The organism is Variovorax sp. GW823-FHT04F07, from assembly GCF_058795995.1.
On the sequence record NZ_JBXAIG010000007.1, the window covers coordinates 1 to 14312 of the forward strand.

The 14312-nt window shown below is 68.6% G+C and carries 11 protein-coding genes; 5 read left to right on the plus strand and 6 right to left on the minus strand.

Going from position 1 to position 14312, the window contains the following annotated elements; genetic code table 11:
• Nucleotides 1–20: 20 nt before the first annotated feature.
• From AC1RAA_RS26070 to AC1RAA_RS26085, 4 genes are all read right to left on the minus strand, one after another.
• A complete protein-coding gene (locus tag AC1RAA_RS26070) occupies nucleotides 21–404 on the minus strand; it encodes a hypothetical protein (RefSeq protein ID WP_492731322.1) in 384 nt (127 codons plus the stop codon).
• 67 nt (nucleotides 405–471) lie between these two features.
• Nucleotides 472–2325: a phosphoenolpyruvate carboxykinase (GTP) gene (locus AC1RAA_RS26075; RefSeq protein ID WP_492731324.1), complete on the minus strand. Its 1854-nt coding sequence runs from the start codon at nucleotides 2323–2325 to the stop codon at nucleotides 472–474.
• A gap of 151 nt (nucleotides 2326–2476) precedes the next feature.
• Complete coding sequence (locus AC1RAA_RS26080) at nucleotides 2477–2629, minus strand: hypothetical protein (RefSeq protein ID WP_169805104.1); 153 nt, start codon at nucleotides 2627–2629, stop codon at nucleotides 2477–2479.
• Between the two features lie 121 nt (nucleotides 2630–2750).
• A complete protein-coding gene (locus AC1RAA_RS26085) occupies nucleotides 2751–3950 on the minus strand; it encodes a threonine ammonia-lyase (protein WP_307696570.1) in 1200 nt (399 codons plus the stop codon).
• A gap of 116 nt (nucleotides 3951–4066) precedes the next feature.
• On the opposite strand from AC1RAA_RS26085, the gene AC1RAA_RS26090 reads away from it, so the two are divergent.
• From AC1RAA_RS26090 to xylB, 4 genes are all read left to right on the plus strand, one after another.
• Nucleotides 4067–6391 (plus strand): ATP-binding protein, encoded by a 2325-nt coding sequence (locus tag AC1RAA_RS26090; protein WP_062482108.1) that lies wholly within the window; start codon nucleotides 4067–4069, stop codon nucleotides 6389–6391.
• A 76-nt stretch (nucleotides 6392–6467) separates the two neighbouring features.
• The gene (locus AC1RAA_RS26095; RefSeq protein WP_492731326.1) at nucleotides 6468–8099 is read left to right on the plus strand and encodes a S41 family peptidase; all 1632 of its coding nucleotides are present in this window, start codon (nucleotides 6468–6470) and stop codon (nucleotides 8097–8099) included.
• 190 nt (nucleotides 8100–8289) lie between these two features.
• Entirely contained in the window at nucleotides 8290–9471 is a 1182-nt protein-coding gene (locus AC1RAA_RS26100; protein WP_492731328.1) for a nucleoside hydrolase, read from the plus strand.
• Nucleotides 9472–9541: 70 nt separating this feature from the next.
• Nucleotides 9542–11014, plus strand: a complete 1473-nt coding sequence (xylB, locus tag AC1RAA_RS26105) for a xylulokinase (RefSeq protein WP_492731330.1) — start codon at nucleotides 9542–9544, stop codon at nucleotides 11012–11014.
• A gap of 16 nt (nucleotides 11015–11030) precedes the next feature.
• On the opposite strand, the gene AC1RAA_RS26110 is transcribed toward xylB, so the two are convergent.
• Both AC1RAA_RS26110 and AC1RAA_RS26115 read right to left on the minus strand, forming a co-directional pair.
• Complete coding sequence (locus tag AC1RAA_RS26110; RefSeq protein WP_492731332.1) at nucleotides 11031–11999, minus strand: tripartite tricarboxylate transporter substrate binding protein BugE; 969 nt, start codon at nucleotides 11997–11999, stop codon at nucleotides 11031–11033.
• Between the two features lie 52 nt (nucleotides 12000–12051).
• On the minus strand, nucleotides 12052–13284 hold the full coding sequence (locus AC1RAA_RS26115) for an alpha-hydroxy acid oxidase (RefSeq protein ID WP_492731334.1): 1233 nt from the start codon (nucleotides 13282–13284) through the stop codon (nucleotides 12052–12054).
• 121 nt (nucleotides 13285–13405) lie between these two features.
• Here AC1RAA_RS26115 and AC1RAA_RS26120 point away from each other — a divergent pair, with 121 nt between their 5' ends.
• Nucleotides 13406–14308, plus strand: coding sequence for a LysR family transcriptional regulator (locus AC1RAA_RS26120; RefSeq protein WP_062481283.1), 903 nt, complete (start codon nucleotides 13406–13408; stop codon nucleotides 14306–14308).
• Nucleotides 14309–14312: the final 4 nt, after the last annotated feature.

Below are 14312 nucleotides of genomic sequence, written 5' to 3' on the forward strand. Positions count from 1 at the left end.
TTGCAGCAGACAACCGCCAATCAGGCGTTGTGAACTCCCGAAGCATCGGATTGTGCTGCGCCAACCGCAATCAGCTCTGCAAGCAGCGCCGACGTCAGATCGACCAGCGACTCACCGGCAAAGAATCGAGCCCCGATCCGCTCGAAATAGGGCGTTCCGGCCAGCCACGCACCCCACTCAGCGTGCGACACCGCATGCAATTCCAGAAGCTTGAACTTCATCAGCACCTTCATGGCATGACGCGCGTGCTTCACCGGGTCTCGCTGCAGTCCAGCTAAGCGCTTGCGCGCCGTCAGCAATGCGCGCTCGACATCGGTGAAAAAGCCGCCATGCCCCGGGATCACCTGCCGTGGCGACAATTGACCTGCGCCCAAAACAAAAAAAGCCCGATGAGATGAACTCATCGGGCTTTCTATTGGGCCTTCAAAACCCGTACTTCGCAGGCCCCATGAGCCCGTGAGAAGAACTTACTTAAGCCGCCAACCGCTGCTCAATCGCAGCCTTCGTCTCCGGCAATTCCTTCGGCAGATGATGCGCCAACTGCTGGAACAGCTCCGTGTGCAGCTTCAGCTCAGCCTGCCAGGCCGCCTTGTCGATGCTCGTGACGGTAGCGAACTGCTCGGCGCTGAAATCCAGCCCAGTCCAGTTCAGGTCTTCATAGCGCGGGCTCACCCCGGTGATGTGCTCGACACCTTCCGTCGCCTTGCCTTCCACGCGGTCGATCATCCACTTCAGCACGCGCATGTTCTCGCCGTAGCCTGGCCAGACGAACTTGCCGTCCGCGCCCTTGCGGAACCAGTTGGTCGTGTAGATCTTCGGCAGCTGGGCGCCCGAGGCTTGCAGCTTCTTGCCCAGGTCGAGCCAGTGCTGGAAGTAGTCGCTCATGTTGTAGCCCATGAACGGCAGCATGGCGAACGGATCGCGGCGCACCACGCCCTGCTGGCCGGCGGCCGCAGCGGTGGTTTCCGAGCCCATCGTGGCGGCCATGTAGACGCCTTCGACCCAGTTGCGGGCTTCGGTGACCAGCGGCACGGTCGTCGAACGGCGGCCGCCGAAGATGAAGGCGTCGATCTTCACGCCCTTCGGGTCGTCCCAGGCTTCGTCGAGCGCGGGGTTGTTGGCGGCGGCCACGGTGAAGCGCGCGTTCGGGTGGGCGGCCTTGGCGCCGGTTTCCTTGGCGATCTGCGGCGTCCACTCCTTGCCTTGCCAGTCGATGCAATGCGCGGGCGCGTCGCCCATGCCTTCCCACCAGACGTCACCGTCGTCGGTCAGCGCCACGTTCGTGAAGATCACGTCACGGTGCAGGCTGGCCATGCAGTTCGGGTTGGTCAGGTCGTTGGTGCCCGGGGCCACGCCGAAGTAGCCGGCTTCCGGGTTGATGGCGCGCAGCGTGCCGTCGGCTTGCGGCTTGATCCAGGCGATGTCGTCGCCGATGGTCGTGACCTTCCAGCCGTCGAAGCCCGCCGGCGGGATCAGCATCGCGAAGTTGGTCTTGCCGCAGGCGCTCGGGAAGGCGGCGGCCACGTGGTGCTTTTTGCCCTCGGGGCTGGTCACGCCGAGGATCAGCATGTGCTCGGCCAGCCAGCCTTCGTCGCGGCCCATGTTCGAGGCGATGCGCAGCGCGAAGCACTTCTTGCCCAGCAGCGCGTTGCCGCCGTAGCCCGAGCCGTAGCTCCAGATCTCGCGTGTCTCGGGGTAGTGAACGATGTACTTGGTCTTGTTGCAGGGCCAGGTCACGTCCTTCTGGCCGGCCTCGAGCGGTGCGCCCACGGTGTGGACGCAAGGCACGAACTCGCCATCGGTGCCCAGCACTTCGTACACGGCCTTGCCCATGCGGGTCATGATGCGCATGTTGACGGCGACGTAGGGGCTGTCGGACAGCTCGATGCCGATGTGCGCAATGGGCGAGCCCAGCGGGCCCATGCTGAAGGGCACCACGTACATGGTGCGGCCCTTCATGCAGCCGTCGAACAGGGGCTGCAGCGTCGTGCGCATCTCGGCCGGGGCCATCCAGTTGTTGGTGGGGCCGGCGTTTTCCTTCTGTGCGGAGCAGATGAAGGTGCGGTCTTCGACGCGTGCCACGTCGCTCGGATCGGACATCGCGAGGAACGAGCCCGGGCGCTTGGCGGGGTTCAGTTTCTTGAAGGTGCCGGCATCGACCAGTTGCTGGCAGAGGCGGTCGTATTCTTCCTTGCTGCCGTCGCACCAGTGGATGGCGTCGGGTTTGCACAGCGCGGCCATCTCGGCCACCCAGGCGATCAGCTTGGCGTTCTTGACGTATGAGGGCGCCTGAATGGGAAGGCCCTTCATCGTGGGTGCGTTCATCGGAAATCTCCTAAGTTGGAAAATCGTCTTTCCGAACGGGGCGCCGCGCCTGACCAGGCACGGAGGTCCGTTTGAGAAAACGTTTCGCTTCGGGAGATTGCGTCAACGCGGGCCGCACAGCCCGCGGACAAAAGCGCGAAAGCCTGTCAGTTCAGGCGAGAAAAACGGCGATCGACGCCAGCAGCAGCATCAGCACGCCGCCAGCCAGCGGGAGCACGAGCGGCATCAGGTGAACGACCGATTCGACGGCGTCATGTTCGGCGGCGGCAGCGTGGCCGTGCTCGGCGGGGGTGGGATGGGACATCGGGAAATACCTCGAATACGCAAATGACAACGCATCAAATGCAGTCAACCGCAAATGACAAAACTCCCGCCATTTTACCGGCGAGGCGCCGTCAGCGGGTCTAGGGGGTTGCGAGGAGCCCTCAGTGCTGCTCCACCGCTTCGAAACCGGCGTCTTTCAGGGCGCTCAAGACGCTGGCCAGATGGGCCCGGCCGCGCGTTTGCAGCACCAGCTCGACGTCGACATTCTGCGCCGCCAGCATGGTGAAGGCGCGCTGGTGGTGCACTTCGTCGACGTTAGCGCCCGCTTCGGCCACAGTGGCCGTGATCTGGGCCAGCGAGCCCGGCACGTCGCGTGCGCTGACACGCACCCGGGCGAGCCGCCCGGCACGCACCATGCCGCGTTCGATGATGGCCGCGAGCAGCAGCGGATCGATGTTGCCGCCCGACAGCACCAGGCCGACGCGCTTGCCGCGGAAGCGTTCAGGGTGCCGGATCAGCGCCGCCAGGCCGGCCGCGCCCGCGCCTTCGACCAGGGTCTTTTCGATCTCGAGCAGCATCAGCACGCCTTGCTCGATGTCGCCTTCGTCCACCAGCAGCAGGTCGTCGACCTTGGCGGCGATGATCTCCTGCGTCAGCACGCCGGGCGTGCCGACCGCGATGCCTTCGGCGATCGTGCTCGTGCCCTGCGCGTGGTGCGTGCCCTTGACGGCATTCACCATCGCCGGAAAGCGCTGCGTCTGCACGCCGACGATCTCGATGCCGGGCTTGATCTCGCGCGCCGCGACGGCCATGCCGGCGATGAGCCCGCCGCCGCCGACCGCCACCACCAGCGTGTCGAGGTCGGGCACCGCGTCGAGCATCTCGAGCGCGATCGTGCCCTGGCCCGCAATGATGGCTTCGTCGTCGTAGGGATGTACGAAGGTCAGCCCTTCGCGCTCGGCCAGCGCCAATGCATGCGCGCGTGCCGCGTCCAGCGTGTCGCCGTGCAGCACGACCTCGGCGCCGAAGCCGCGCGTGCGCTCGATCTTCACGCCGGGCGTGAAGCGCGGCATCACGATGAGTGCGCGCAAGCCCAGCCGCTGTGCGTGATAAGCCACACCCTGCGCATGGTTGCCGGCCGACATGGCGATCACGCCGCGCGTGCCGCCTTCAGAAAGATCGACCAGCTTGTTGCACGCCCCGCGCTCCTTGAAGGAGGACGTGAACTGCAGGTTCTCGAACTTGAGGAACACCTGCGCGCCCACGATTTCAGAGAGCGTGCGCGACTCCACGCAGGGCGTGTTGAGCACCTGGCCCTGCAGGCGCGCCGCAGCGCGACGGATAGCTTCGATTCCGACCATGGCGCGCATTGTGGCTGGAATCCAGCGGATCAGGGTTTTTACTCTTTCGGCGTCTTCCCGAAGCCAAAAGTCTGCGTTATGGTCGCTCCAAGTATTTCCTCGCAGGAGGTTGCCTGATGGTCAAGCGTGCGGGTGTCGATGTGGTGGCTGCTGCGGTGCGCGGGCAGGCCTTGCCTTCGCCCGGCCTCAAGGAAGCACCGGTGCTCGAGCTCATGTGCTCGCACTTCGTGCTCACGCTCGCCGCCAAGCAGGGGCCGCGCTTCAATGTGCGGCGCGATATCAACGGATTGCTCTCGCTCACCGGGCGCCACCTCGTGTGGCCCGCCGCGGTGCTGCAGCGATTGCGCGAGTTCCTGGGCCGCCGCTGTGCGGGCAACGAAGCGTGGAAGGGCGTCGAAGATTTCGACGGCCGCACGCTGCTCGAACGCCACGGCGTGTGGCGCGGCCCGTATGAAGAAGGCACGCTGTTCTTCTACCTCGACGAGTACGCGAAAGACCAGCCGAAAGACCTGCTCTCGGTGCTGGCCGTCACGCGCGACTGGCTCACGCACGCGCTGCGCAAGCAGTCGACGCTGGTCGAGAAGAACATCGACGCGCTCGCGGGCCTCTTGCAGCTCAACAAGGCCGAGCGCGCGCTGCTCCTGTACGGCACGCTCGCGCGCTACCAGCGCGACCTGCGTTCGCTGCTGGTCGAGTTCAAGGTCAACAACGCACCCGAGGCCTACGCCGCCATCGCGGACATCGCGGGCGTCAACGCGAGCGAAGTGGGCGAGGCGCTGCGCGCGGGCTCGCGGCTGGAGCGCATCGGCCTCGTCGAGAACCTCATCTCCGAGCACAACATCACCGACCTCGCTGACCTCATGAAGGTCAGCGAGAAGCTGCCGCCCGTGCTGATGCGCGAGTACCGCGACCACAACGAGCTGATGGCCGTGTTCACGCGGCCATCGGCCAAGAGCGCGCTCACGCCGCACGATTTTTCCTTCGTGCAGGAAGACGCGCAGATGCTCGTCACGCTGCTGCGCGCCGCCGTCGCGCGCAAGGAGCCCGGCGTCAACGTGCTGCTCTACGGCCCGCCCGGCACCGGCAAGACCGAGCTGGCCAAGGTGGTCGCGCAGGCCGCGGGCCTCGAACTCTTCGAGGTCGAGTACGCCGACCGCGATGGCAACTCGCTCAGCGGCCGCGACCGCTACCGCTCGCTGCAGATCGCGCAGGTGTTCCTCAAGGGCAGCGCGCAGGCCGCGCTGCTGTTCGACGAGGTCGAGGACGTCTTCCCGCCCATCAGCACCGAAGCCGCGCAGTTCATGGCGCGCGCCGAGCAGATTCCCGCGCCCGCCAGCGGCAGCGTGAGCGGCAAGGCCTGGGTCAACCAGATCCTCGAAGCCAACCCCGTGCCCACGCTGTGGGTCACCAACCGCATCGAGCAGATCGACCCGGCCTTCCGCCGCCGCTTCGCCTACCACCTCGAACTCAAGTCGCCGCCGCCCGGCGCGCGCGAGCAGCTCGTCAAGAAGACGCTCGAAGGCGTGGTCGTGTCCGAGGCTTTCACCGCCAAGCTGGCCGAGCGCAAGGGCCTCACGCCCGCGCAGATTCGCACCGCCGTGCGCTTTGCCGGTCTTGCGAAGACCGACGAGGCTTCGGTCGAGGCCCTCATCGAGCGCCAGCTGCGCAACGCCGACCTCGCGCTGGGCACGCTCGACAAGAGCCCGGCCGAGCGCCGCAGCGTCACCACCTACGACCTGGACATGCTCCACGTCGAAACCCGCTTCGAGATCCCGCGCATCGTCGAGGCACTGAAGGCACGCGGCCACGGCACGCTGTGCTTCTACGGCGCGCCCGGCACCGGCAAGACCGCGCTGGCCGAGCACATCGCCAAGGCCGTGGGGCGCCCGCTCATCGTCAAGCAGGCCAGCGACCTCATGAGCAAGTACGTCGGCGAGACCGAGCAGAACATGGCCGCCATGTTCAAGGAGGCCGAGTCCGAGAAGGCCGTGCTGCTGCTGGACGAAGCCGATTCGTTCCTGCAGGACCGGCGCGGCGCGCAGCGCACCTACGAGGTCACCGAGGTCAACGAGATGCTGCAGGGCATGGAGCGTTTTCGCGGCGTGTTCGTGTGCACCACCAACCTGCTCGACCGGCTCGACCAGGCGGCGTTGCGGCGCTTCACCTTCAAGATCAAGTTCATGCCGCTCACCGCGGCGCAGCGCGAACGCATGTTCGTCACCGAGGCGCTCGCGGGCGACGCGGCCCTGCTCACCGGCGAGGTGCGCGCGCGCCTGGCGCTGCTGTCGCAGCTGTGCCCGGGCGACTTCGCGGCCGTGAAGCGGCAGACCGACATCCTGGCGGCCGAGTTCTCGGCGGCGGAGTTTCTCGAACAGCTCGAAGCCGAGCATCGCATCAAGCCCGAAGTGCGCGAATCGCGCGGCATGGGCTTCATCCAGTAGCGGGCGCGCGTCCCGCCCCCGCCCCGAAAAAAAACCGATCAGCACTGTCCGCCACCGCGGACGCCAGGAGGACCCGATGGCCTTTCGCAATGCACATGCGTCGCGGCGCTCGCGGGCCCTGGCCGCCGCCACCGGCGCGGTGGCGCTCGCCCTGGCCGGCCTGCTGGCGGGGTGCGGTGGAGGCGGCGGGGGAGGAGGTGGCGGCGGTGGCTTCCCGATCGGCGTGCTGCCGACGCCCGCGCCGGGAGGCGGTGGCAACGGGGGCGAGGGCGGCATCGTCGCGTCCTCGACCGTCGCCGGCCAGTGCGTCGCGCCGCGCCGGGGCACCAACCCCGCGACCGGTCGCGCGTACCCCGACACCGCCGGCACCGTCGACAACGAGAAGAGCTGGGTGCGCGGCTGGATCGACGAAACCTACCTTTGGTACAACGAGGTGCCCACCACGCTCAAGGCCTCGGACTACGCCACGCCGTTGACCTGGTTCAGCGTGCTCAAGACGCAGGCCACCACGCCCTCGGGCCAGCTCAAGGATCGTTTCCATTTCTACCTCGACACCGAGGCGTACCGCCTGGAGTCCGAGGGCGGCGTGTCGGTCGGCTACGGCATGGACACGGCGGCGGTGCGCAGCTCGCCGCCGCGCAACATCCGCCTCGCCTTCGTCGAGCCGGGTTCGCCGGCGGCGGCGGCCGGCCTGGCGCGCGGGGCCAAGCTGGTCGCGGTCGACGGCGTCGACGTGGTGGCCAGCACCGGGCAGGCCAATGTCGACATCATCAACCGCGCGATCTCGCCGCAGAACCTCGGCGAGAAGCACACCTTCACCTTCGAGGTGAGCGGCACGCGCGGCAGTCCGATCGAGCTCACGGCCCAGCGCATCACGAGCACGCCGGTGCTGTACACCCGCACCATCGGGCCGGCCGGCAACCGCGTGGGCTACCTGCTGTTCAACGACCACATCTCGACCGCCGAGGGGCAGCTCGTCACGGCCATGAACACGCTCAAGCAGGACGGCGGCGTCCAGGACCTCGTGATCGACATGCGCTACAACGGCGGCGGCCAGCTGCGCATCGCGAGCCAGCTGGCCTACATGGTGGCCGGGCCGGGCCCGACGAACGGCAAGACTTTCGAGCTGTTGACCTTCAACGACAAGAACCCGTACCGCACCACGCTCGCGGACAACCTCACGCCCTTCTTCACGACCACCCGGGCCGGCCAACCCCTGCCCACGCTGGGCCTGTCGCGCGTCACGCTGCTGACGGGCCGCAGCACCTGCTCGGCCAGCGAGTCGGTCATCAACAGCCTGCGCGGCGTGGGCGTCACGGTCAACCTCGTGGGCGCCACCACCTGCGGCAAGCCCTACGGGTTCGTTCCGCAGGACAACTGCGGCACCACCTACTTCGCGGTCAACTTCAAGGGCGTCAACCAGGCCGGTTTCGGCGACTACGGCGACGGCTTTGCACCCAATGCCAGCTGCGCCGTGGCCGACGACTTCGACCACCCCCTGGGCGACGCCGCCGAAGGTCGGCTGGCCGCGGCGCTGCGGCTGCGCGACACCGGTTCGTGCACGGCACCAACGGCATTCGCCAAGGCCGCGGACACCCTGGGCCTGGAGAAGGCCGCCGCGCCGGTGGAAGAAGACGAGCTCTTCCTGCGCCCCCGCTCGCCGCTGCGCGAGAACCGGCTGATCGACCTTGTGCCCAACCCGGGCTGATAGACGGCCTGACCCCGCTCACGAGGCCGGCGCCGGCCTCGCGGAAAACCCCTAGCCGCACCCCATTGCCACGCCTGCGGCCTGCCACTTAGAGTTTGGCAAACGTTTGCGCAAAGGTTTGCGCAAACGTTTTCACTCCCTGGCGTTCCTCTGGAAACCGGGCTTGAAACCAAACACTTAGGAGAAGCAGATGCGCAGATGGACAGTGACGACCTTCTGGCTCGTCGTCGTGGCCGTGCTCACGGCATGCGGCGGTGGCGGGAGTGGCAACGACGGCATCGGCCTGGCGCCCGGGTTCGCCGCAACGCCGGTGGCGCAGAAAGTCATCATCGACAGCGACTACAACACCATGAGCGACGACGGCCAGCTCGGTGTCATGGCCGCGCAGCTGCAGGCCGAGGGCAAGGTGCAGGTGATGGGCATCAGCGTGGTGTCGGGCAACCAGTGGCTCAAGCAGGGCGTGGCCGACGCGCTGATGTCGGTCGAGCGCCTGGGCGTGGGCCAGCGCATCGGCGTCTACGTGGGCGAGAACTACGCCATCAACCACGACTACGCGACCATCGAGGCCGAGATGAAGGCCGGCGCGGGCGGCGACGGCTACCTGGGCGCCTGGAGCGGCCCCGAGCCCAAGACCGACGCCGACCTCAAGCCCTCGCCCGACGGCTTCGCCACGCGCACCGTGGTGCAGCGCAAGAGCGCGGTCGACTTCATCATCGACACCGTCAAGGCCAACCCCAACGAAATCACCATTCTGGCCATCGGCCCGCTCACCAACATCGCGCTGGCCGTGAAGAAGAGCCCCGAGATCGTGCCGCTGATCAAGAAGATCATCTACATGGGCGGCGCCGTCGACGTGGCCGGCAACACCACCCATTTCGCCGAGTTCAACTGGTGGTTCGACCCCGAGGCCGCGCAGTTCGTGGTGCGCCTGCCGATCCCGCAGGTGGTGGTGCCGCTGGACGTGACCGACACCGTGTTCCTCACCAAGCCCGTCTACGACCGCATCGCGCACCCGGCCAAGCCGACGGCCGTGACCGAGGTGTTCCGCAAGCTCAACGGCTACGGCTTCAGTGGCACCAACGGCTTTGAGAACAACCCGAACTACACGCAGAACATCTGGGACACGCTGGTGCTGGCCTACCTCATCGATCCGCGCTACGCCACGCAGACCGTCGAGCGCTATGTCGACGTGGTCGCCAAGCCCGGCGCCGCCGACAACGGCCGCTCCATCGGCTACACCACGCCGCCCGCGGGCGTGCCGCTGCAGAAGATGACGGTGGTGAAGAAGTTCGACAACGCGCGCTTCTTCGAGCTCTACATCGACCTGCACACGCGACCGGTGCCGATCACGCTGCCGGCGAGCGGCTCGTAAACCACCTGCCGTCAGCCGGCGCGCGGGGCCGGAGCACCGATACTTCGGCCCTCGAACAGGGAACACACGCATGCTGATCGGCATCGATATCGGAACCTCCGCGGTCAAGATCGTCCTGACCGACCTGCAACTGCTGCAGGTCGTGGCCACGGTCGATCGGCCGCTCACTTCGCAGTACCCGCAGCCGCTGTGGTGCGAGCACGACCCCGACCAGTGGTGGGCCGCCGTGTCGGACGGCCTCGACGAACTGGCGCGCACGCACCCGACGGCGATGGCCGGCGTACAGGGCATCGGCCTGTCGGGCCAGATGCACTCGCTGGTGCTGCTCGACGAGGCCGACCGGCCCGTGCGCCCTGCGATCTTGTGGAACGACGGCCGTGCCGCCGCTGAGGCCGCCGAGCTCATGCAGACCGACTTGGCCCTGCGCCGCGCCGTCGGCGTGCAGCCGATGGCGGGCTTCACCGGCCCCAAGCTGCGCTGGCTGCGCACCCACGAGCCCGAGTCCGTGGTGCGCGCCCGTTCGCTGCTGCTGACCAAGGACTACGTGCGCCTGCAGCTGTCGGGCGAGAAGGTGACCGACGTCACCGACGCCGCCGGCACCTGGCTGTTCGACCAGGCGCAGCGCCGCTGGTCGCCGCAGGCGCTCGCCGCCTGCGGGGTCGAGCCCGCCTGGCTGCCGCGCGTGGTCGAGTCGTGCGAACCCTGTGCCACCGTGCGCGACGCGCTGGCCGCGCGCTGGGGTCTGCCGCGCGGCGTGCCGATTGCCGGCGGCGCGGGCGATGCCGCGGCGGGCGGCGTCGGCATCGGCGTGGTCGGGCCGGGCGACGGCTTCGTGTCGCTCGGCACCTCGGCGCAGATCCTGGTGGCCGACACCGCGCACCGCCCCGACCCCGAGCGGCTGGTGCACGCCTTCTGCCACGCGCTGCCGCAGCGCTGGTACCGCATGGCGGCGCTGCTCAACGGCGCGAGCCCGCTCGCGGCGCTGGCGTCGTGCACCGGCGGTGCCTCGGTCGGCGCGCTGCTGGCCGAGGTCGAGGCCGCGTACGCCGGGCCGTCGCGCCTGCTCGCGCTGCCTTATCTGTTCGGCGAACGCACGCCGCACAACAACCCGTTCGCGCGCGGCGCGATCGTCGGGCTCTCGGGCGCCACCACGCGCGCCGACCTGATGCAGGCGGTTTGCGAAGGCATCGCCTTCTCGCTCGCCGACGGCCTGGAAGCGCTGAGCGCGCAGACGGCGCGGCCCGAGCGCCTGGCGTTGATCGGTGGCGGCGCGCGCTCCGCCTTCCTGGCGCAGCTGATCGCCTCGGTGCTCGACGTGCCGCTGGTGCTGTACGAATCCGCCGACCGCGGCCCGGCCTTCGGCGCGGCACGGCTCGCGCGGCTGGCGGTCACGGGCGAAGACCCGGCGGGTGTGGTGGTGGCGCCTGCCGTGCGCCAGGTGCTGGCGCCCGACGCCGCCTTGCATGCGGCCTACCAGCCCCGGCTCGAGGCCTTCCGCACGCTCTACCGCGCGATGGCGCCGGTCTGGGCGTCGGTGGCCTGAAGAGCCGCTCGTCGGCTCAGTCCGGCGTGAGCCCGGCGGTGTCCACCACCTTCTTGTACACGTCGAACTCGGCGGCGATCTGCTGCGTGAATTCCTGCGGCGTGTTGCCGACGACGAAGGAACCGGTGTCCTGGATGCGCCTGCGCACGGCGGGATCTTCGAGCGACTTGCGCGCCGCCGCGTGCACCTTGTCCACCACGTCCTTGGGCAGGCCCTTGGGACCCACGATGCCGTAGTACGCCATGCGGTTCACGGGCGCGAGGCCGACCTCCTTGAAGGTCGGCACGTCTGGCAGGTCCTTCAGGCGCTCGGACGCCGCCACGACGATCGGGATCAGCCGGCGGTCCTTGATGAAGGGCAGCGCCGACGGCAGGTTGTCGAAGATCATCGCGACCTGGCCCGCGACGGTGTCGTTGAGTGCCGGGCCCGACCCCCGGTAGGGGATGTGCGTGACGGACGCGCCGGCCATGCCCTTGTACAGCTCCATCTGCAGGTGCCCGATGCTGCCCGTGCCTGCGGTGGCGTAGGCGTACTTGCCCGGGTTCTTCTTCAGCACCTCGATGAAGCCCTTGTAGTCCCGTGCCGGAAAGCTGGGATGGACCGCAATGACATTGGGCGTCGCCGCCAGGTTGATGATCGGCGTGAAGTCGGTCTTCGGGTTGTAGGGCACCTTGGGGTTGATGGCCGGATTCGCCGCCGTCGTCGACACGGTGCCGATGCCCAGCGCGTAGCCGTCGGGCGTGGCGCGCGCGGTCTCGGCGGCCCCGATCGCGCCGCCCGCGCCCGACTTGTTCTCGACGATGACGCTCTGCCCCAGGTGCCTGCCCAGGGGCTCGGAGATGACGCGCGCAATGATGTCCGTCGTGCCGCCCGGCGCGAACGGCACCTGCAGCTTGACGGGCTTGTCGGGGTAGCCCTGCGCGTGGGCGGGCACGGTTGCCGCCAGCAGGCAGGCGAGGGCGAACAGGGTGGGGTTTTTCGGCAAGGTGTCTTCCTCCTCTTGGATTGATGAAATGGGTGGGATGAGTGGGGGCCGATCAGGGGCGCCGCGGAATCAGGCAACTCGCGTCGAGTTCGCCCGGGTCGTTGACGCCGAGCATGGCCATGTTCCGGTCGACCTCGTCCCGCAGCAGCCGGATCGCGTGCGCGACGCCCGCGTGGCCGCCCACGGCGGCGGCATACATGAACGGCCGACCGGCGAACACGGCCTTGGCGCCCAGCGCCAGCGCCTTCAGCACATCGCTGCCGCGGCGCACGCCGCCGTCGACCATCACGGGCAGTTCGCCCGCGGCGTCCAGCACCTGCGGCAGCGCGCGCAGGGCCGGGGCCGCGCCGTCGAGCTGCCGGCCGCCGTGGTTGGAGACGATGAGGCCATCGGCGCCGAGCTGGCGCGCGCGCCGCGCATCGGCCGGATGAAGAATGCCCTTCAGGATCAGCGGCCCGCGCCACTGCTGGCGGATGCGGGCGATGTGGTCCCAGTGGATGTGGTCGCGGCCGGTCGTGTCGCGGATCGCGGTGCTGGAGAAAAGAGGCGCGCCGCGCGTGGCGAACGAGTTCTCGAAATGCGGCATGCCGTGCGTCACGAAGGTCCGCGCGAGCGTGCCGAGCAGCCAGCGCGGCCGCACGAGGCCGTCCCATGCCAGCCGCAGGCTGGGCCGCAGCGGCGTCGTGAAGCCGGCGCGCACGTTGTTTTCGCGGTTCGCCCAGACCGGAATGTCGACCGTGACGACCAGGTGGCGAAAGCCCGCGTTGGCGATGCGCGCCACCAGGCCGTCGATGCGCGCCGCATCGCCCGGCAGGTAGGCCTGGAACCAGGTGCCGGGCGCGGCCTGGGCCACTTCTTCCATCGGAATGAGCGAGGTGCCGCTCATGACCGCGGGAATGCCGGCCGCCTGCGCCGCCTGCGCGAGCACCAGGTCGCCGCGGTAGGCCGACAGCGCGCTGATGCCGACCGGCGCGATCCCGAAGGGCGACGCGTAGCGCTGGCCGAACAACGTGACCTCCTGCGAGCGTCGGGAGACATCGACCAGCACCCGGGGCAGGAAATCGTGCGCGTCGAACGCGGCGCGGTTGGCGTCCAGTGAGCGGTTGTCTTCCGCCGCACCGGCGATGTAGCCGAACAGCGGGCGCGGCAGCCGGCGCTTGGCCGCGTGCTCGAAGTCCTGCAGCGACAGGATGCCGGCCAGACGCCGTGGTGTCGCGGCCGCAGCAGCAGGGGCTTGCGCCGGTGCGGTGCGCGGGGCATCGAAGGCACGCGAGAAAACAGTCATGTCCGCCATCCAGTCAGTCGTTCGGTCCGCGCGGACTGTAGGGGGGCAGAAGGTTTTAAAAAAGCGAATTTATGGTAATTTGTCATTTCGCTTTTTTCGAAATGACAGAGAGGAACGGCGCATGACGCTGAAGCAACTGGAGGCGTTCTACTGGGCCGCGACCTGCGCCAGCTTTGCGCTCGCGGCGCAGCGGCTGCACCTGTCGACCTCGTCGCTGTCCAAGCGACTGGCCGAGCTGGAGGTGTCGCTCGGCGCGCCGCTGTTTGACCGCGCCGGGCAGCGGGCCACGCTCACGGACGCGGGCGAGCGTTTCCTGCCGCGCGCCGCCGCGCTGCTGCTGGCGGCCGACGAAACGAAGCGGTCGATCGGCGCGCCCGCCAGCCTCGGCGGCCGTTGCACCTTCGGCATCGGCGAACTGAGCGCGCTGACCTGGCTGCCCCAGCTCGTCGCGCACGTGGGACGGCACCTGCCGGACCTGCGCCTGGAGCCGCATGTCAACTTCGGCTCGGCGCTGGACGAGCGCCTTCGCAACGGCGAGCTCGACTGCGCGGTGATCGCCGGGCGCTCACCGCACCACGGGCTGATCTCGTCGCACACCGTGGGCCAGGCGCATTTCGTGTGGGTGGCCGCGCCCGCGCTGGCGGGCAAGACCACGACCCTCGGCGCGCCGCTGCTCGCGCAACATCCCATCGTGACGCTGCCGACCGGCGCGGGCACCAGCCGCCTGCTCGACGAATGGCTCATGGCCGAGAACCTCGAGGCGCCGCACCGCCTCAGCTGCAACAGCTGGGGCGCCGTCGCCGGCCTGCTGATCGAGGGGATCGGTGTCGGGTTCCTGCCGGAAGGCTGGGCGCGCCTGCTGTCGCGCCGCGGCGACCTGCGCATCCTGAAGACCCGCCAGGCCCTGCCCGCGCTGACCTACACCTTCCAGAAGCGCAGCAACGACGAGCGCCATCTGCTGACGGCCATGCGCGCCGCAGTGCTCGCGTCCATCGATTTCTCGAAGGCCGCCCGCCTGCTCTAGCCGG

Bases quoted from the DNA above. Each gene is read 5' to 3' on its own strand.
- AC1RAA_RS26085 (WP_307696570.1), bottom strand. From the start codon at position 3,950: ATGGTCGGAATCGAAGCTATCCGTCGCGCTGCGGCGCGCCTGCAGGGC.
- AC1RAA_RS26095 (WP_492731326.1), top strand. From the start codon at position 6,468: ATGGCCTTTCGCAATGCACATGCGTCGCGGCGCTCGCGGGCCCTGGCC.
- AC1RAA_RS26080 (WP_169805104.1), bottom strand. From the start codon at position 2,629: ATGTCCCATCCCACCCCCGCCGAGCACGGCCACGCTGCCGCCGCCGAA.
- AC1RAA_RS26100 (WP_492731328.1), top strand. From the start codon at position 8,290: ATGCGCAGATGGACAGTGACGACCTTCTGGCTCGTCGTCGTGGCCGTG.
- AC1RAA_RS26090 (WP_062482108.1), top strand. From the start codon at position 4,067: ATGGTCAAGCGTGCGGGTGTCGATGTGGTGGCTGCTGCGGTGCGCGGG.
- AC1RAA_RS26075 (WP_492731324.1), bottom strand. From the start codon at position 2,325: ATGAACGCACCCACGATGAAGGGCCTTCCCATTCAGGCGCCCTCATAC.
- xylB (WP_492731330.1), top strand. From the start codon at position 9,542: ATGCTGATCGGCATCGATATCGGAACCTCCGCGGTCAAGATCGTCCTG.
- AC1RAA_RS26115 (WP_492731334.1), bottom strand. From the start codon at position 13,284: ATGACTGTTTTCTCGCGTGCCTTCGATGCCCCGCGCACCGCACCGGCG.
- AC1RAA_RS26120 (WP_062481283.1), top strand. From the start codon at position 13,406: ATGACGCTGAAGCAACTGGAGGCGTTCTACTGGGCCGCGACCTGCGCC.
- AC1RAA_RS26070 (WP_492731322.1), bottom strand. From the start codon at position 404: ATGAGTTCATCTCATCGGGCTTTTTTTGTTTTGGGCGCAGGTCAATTG.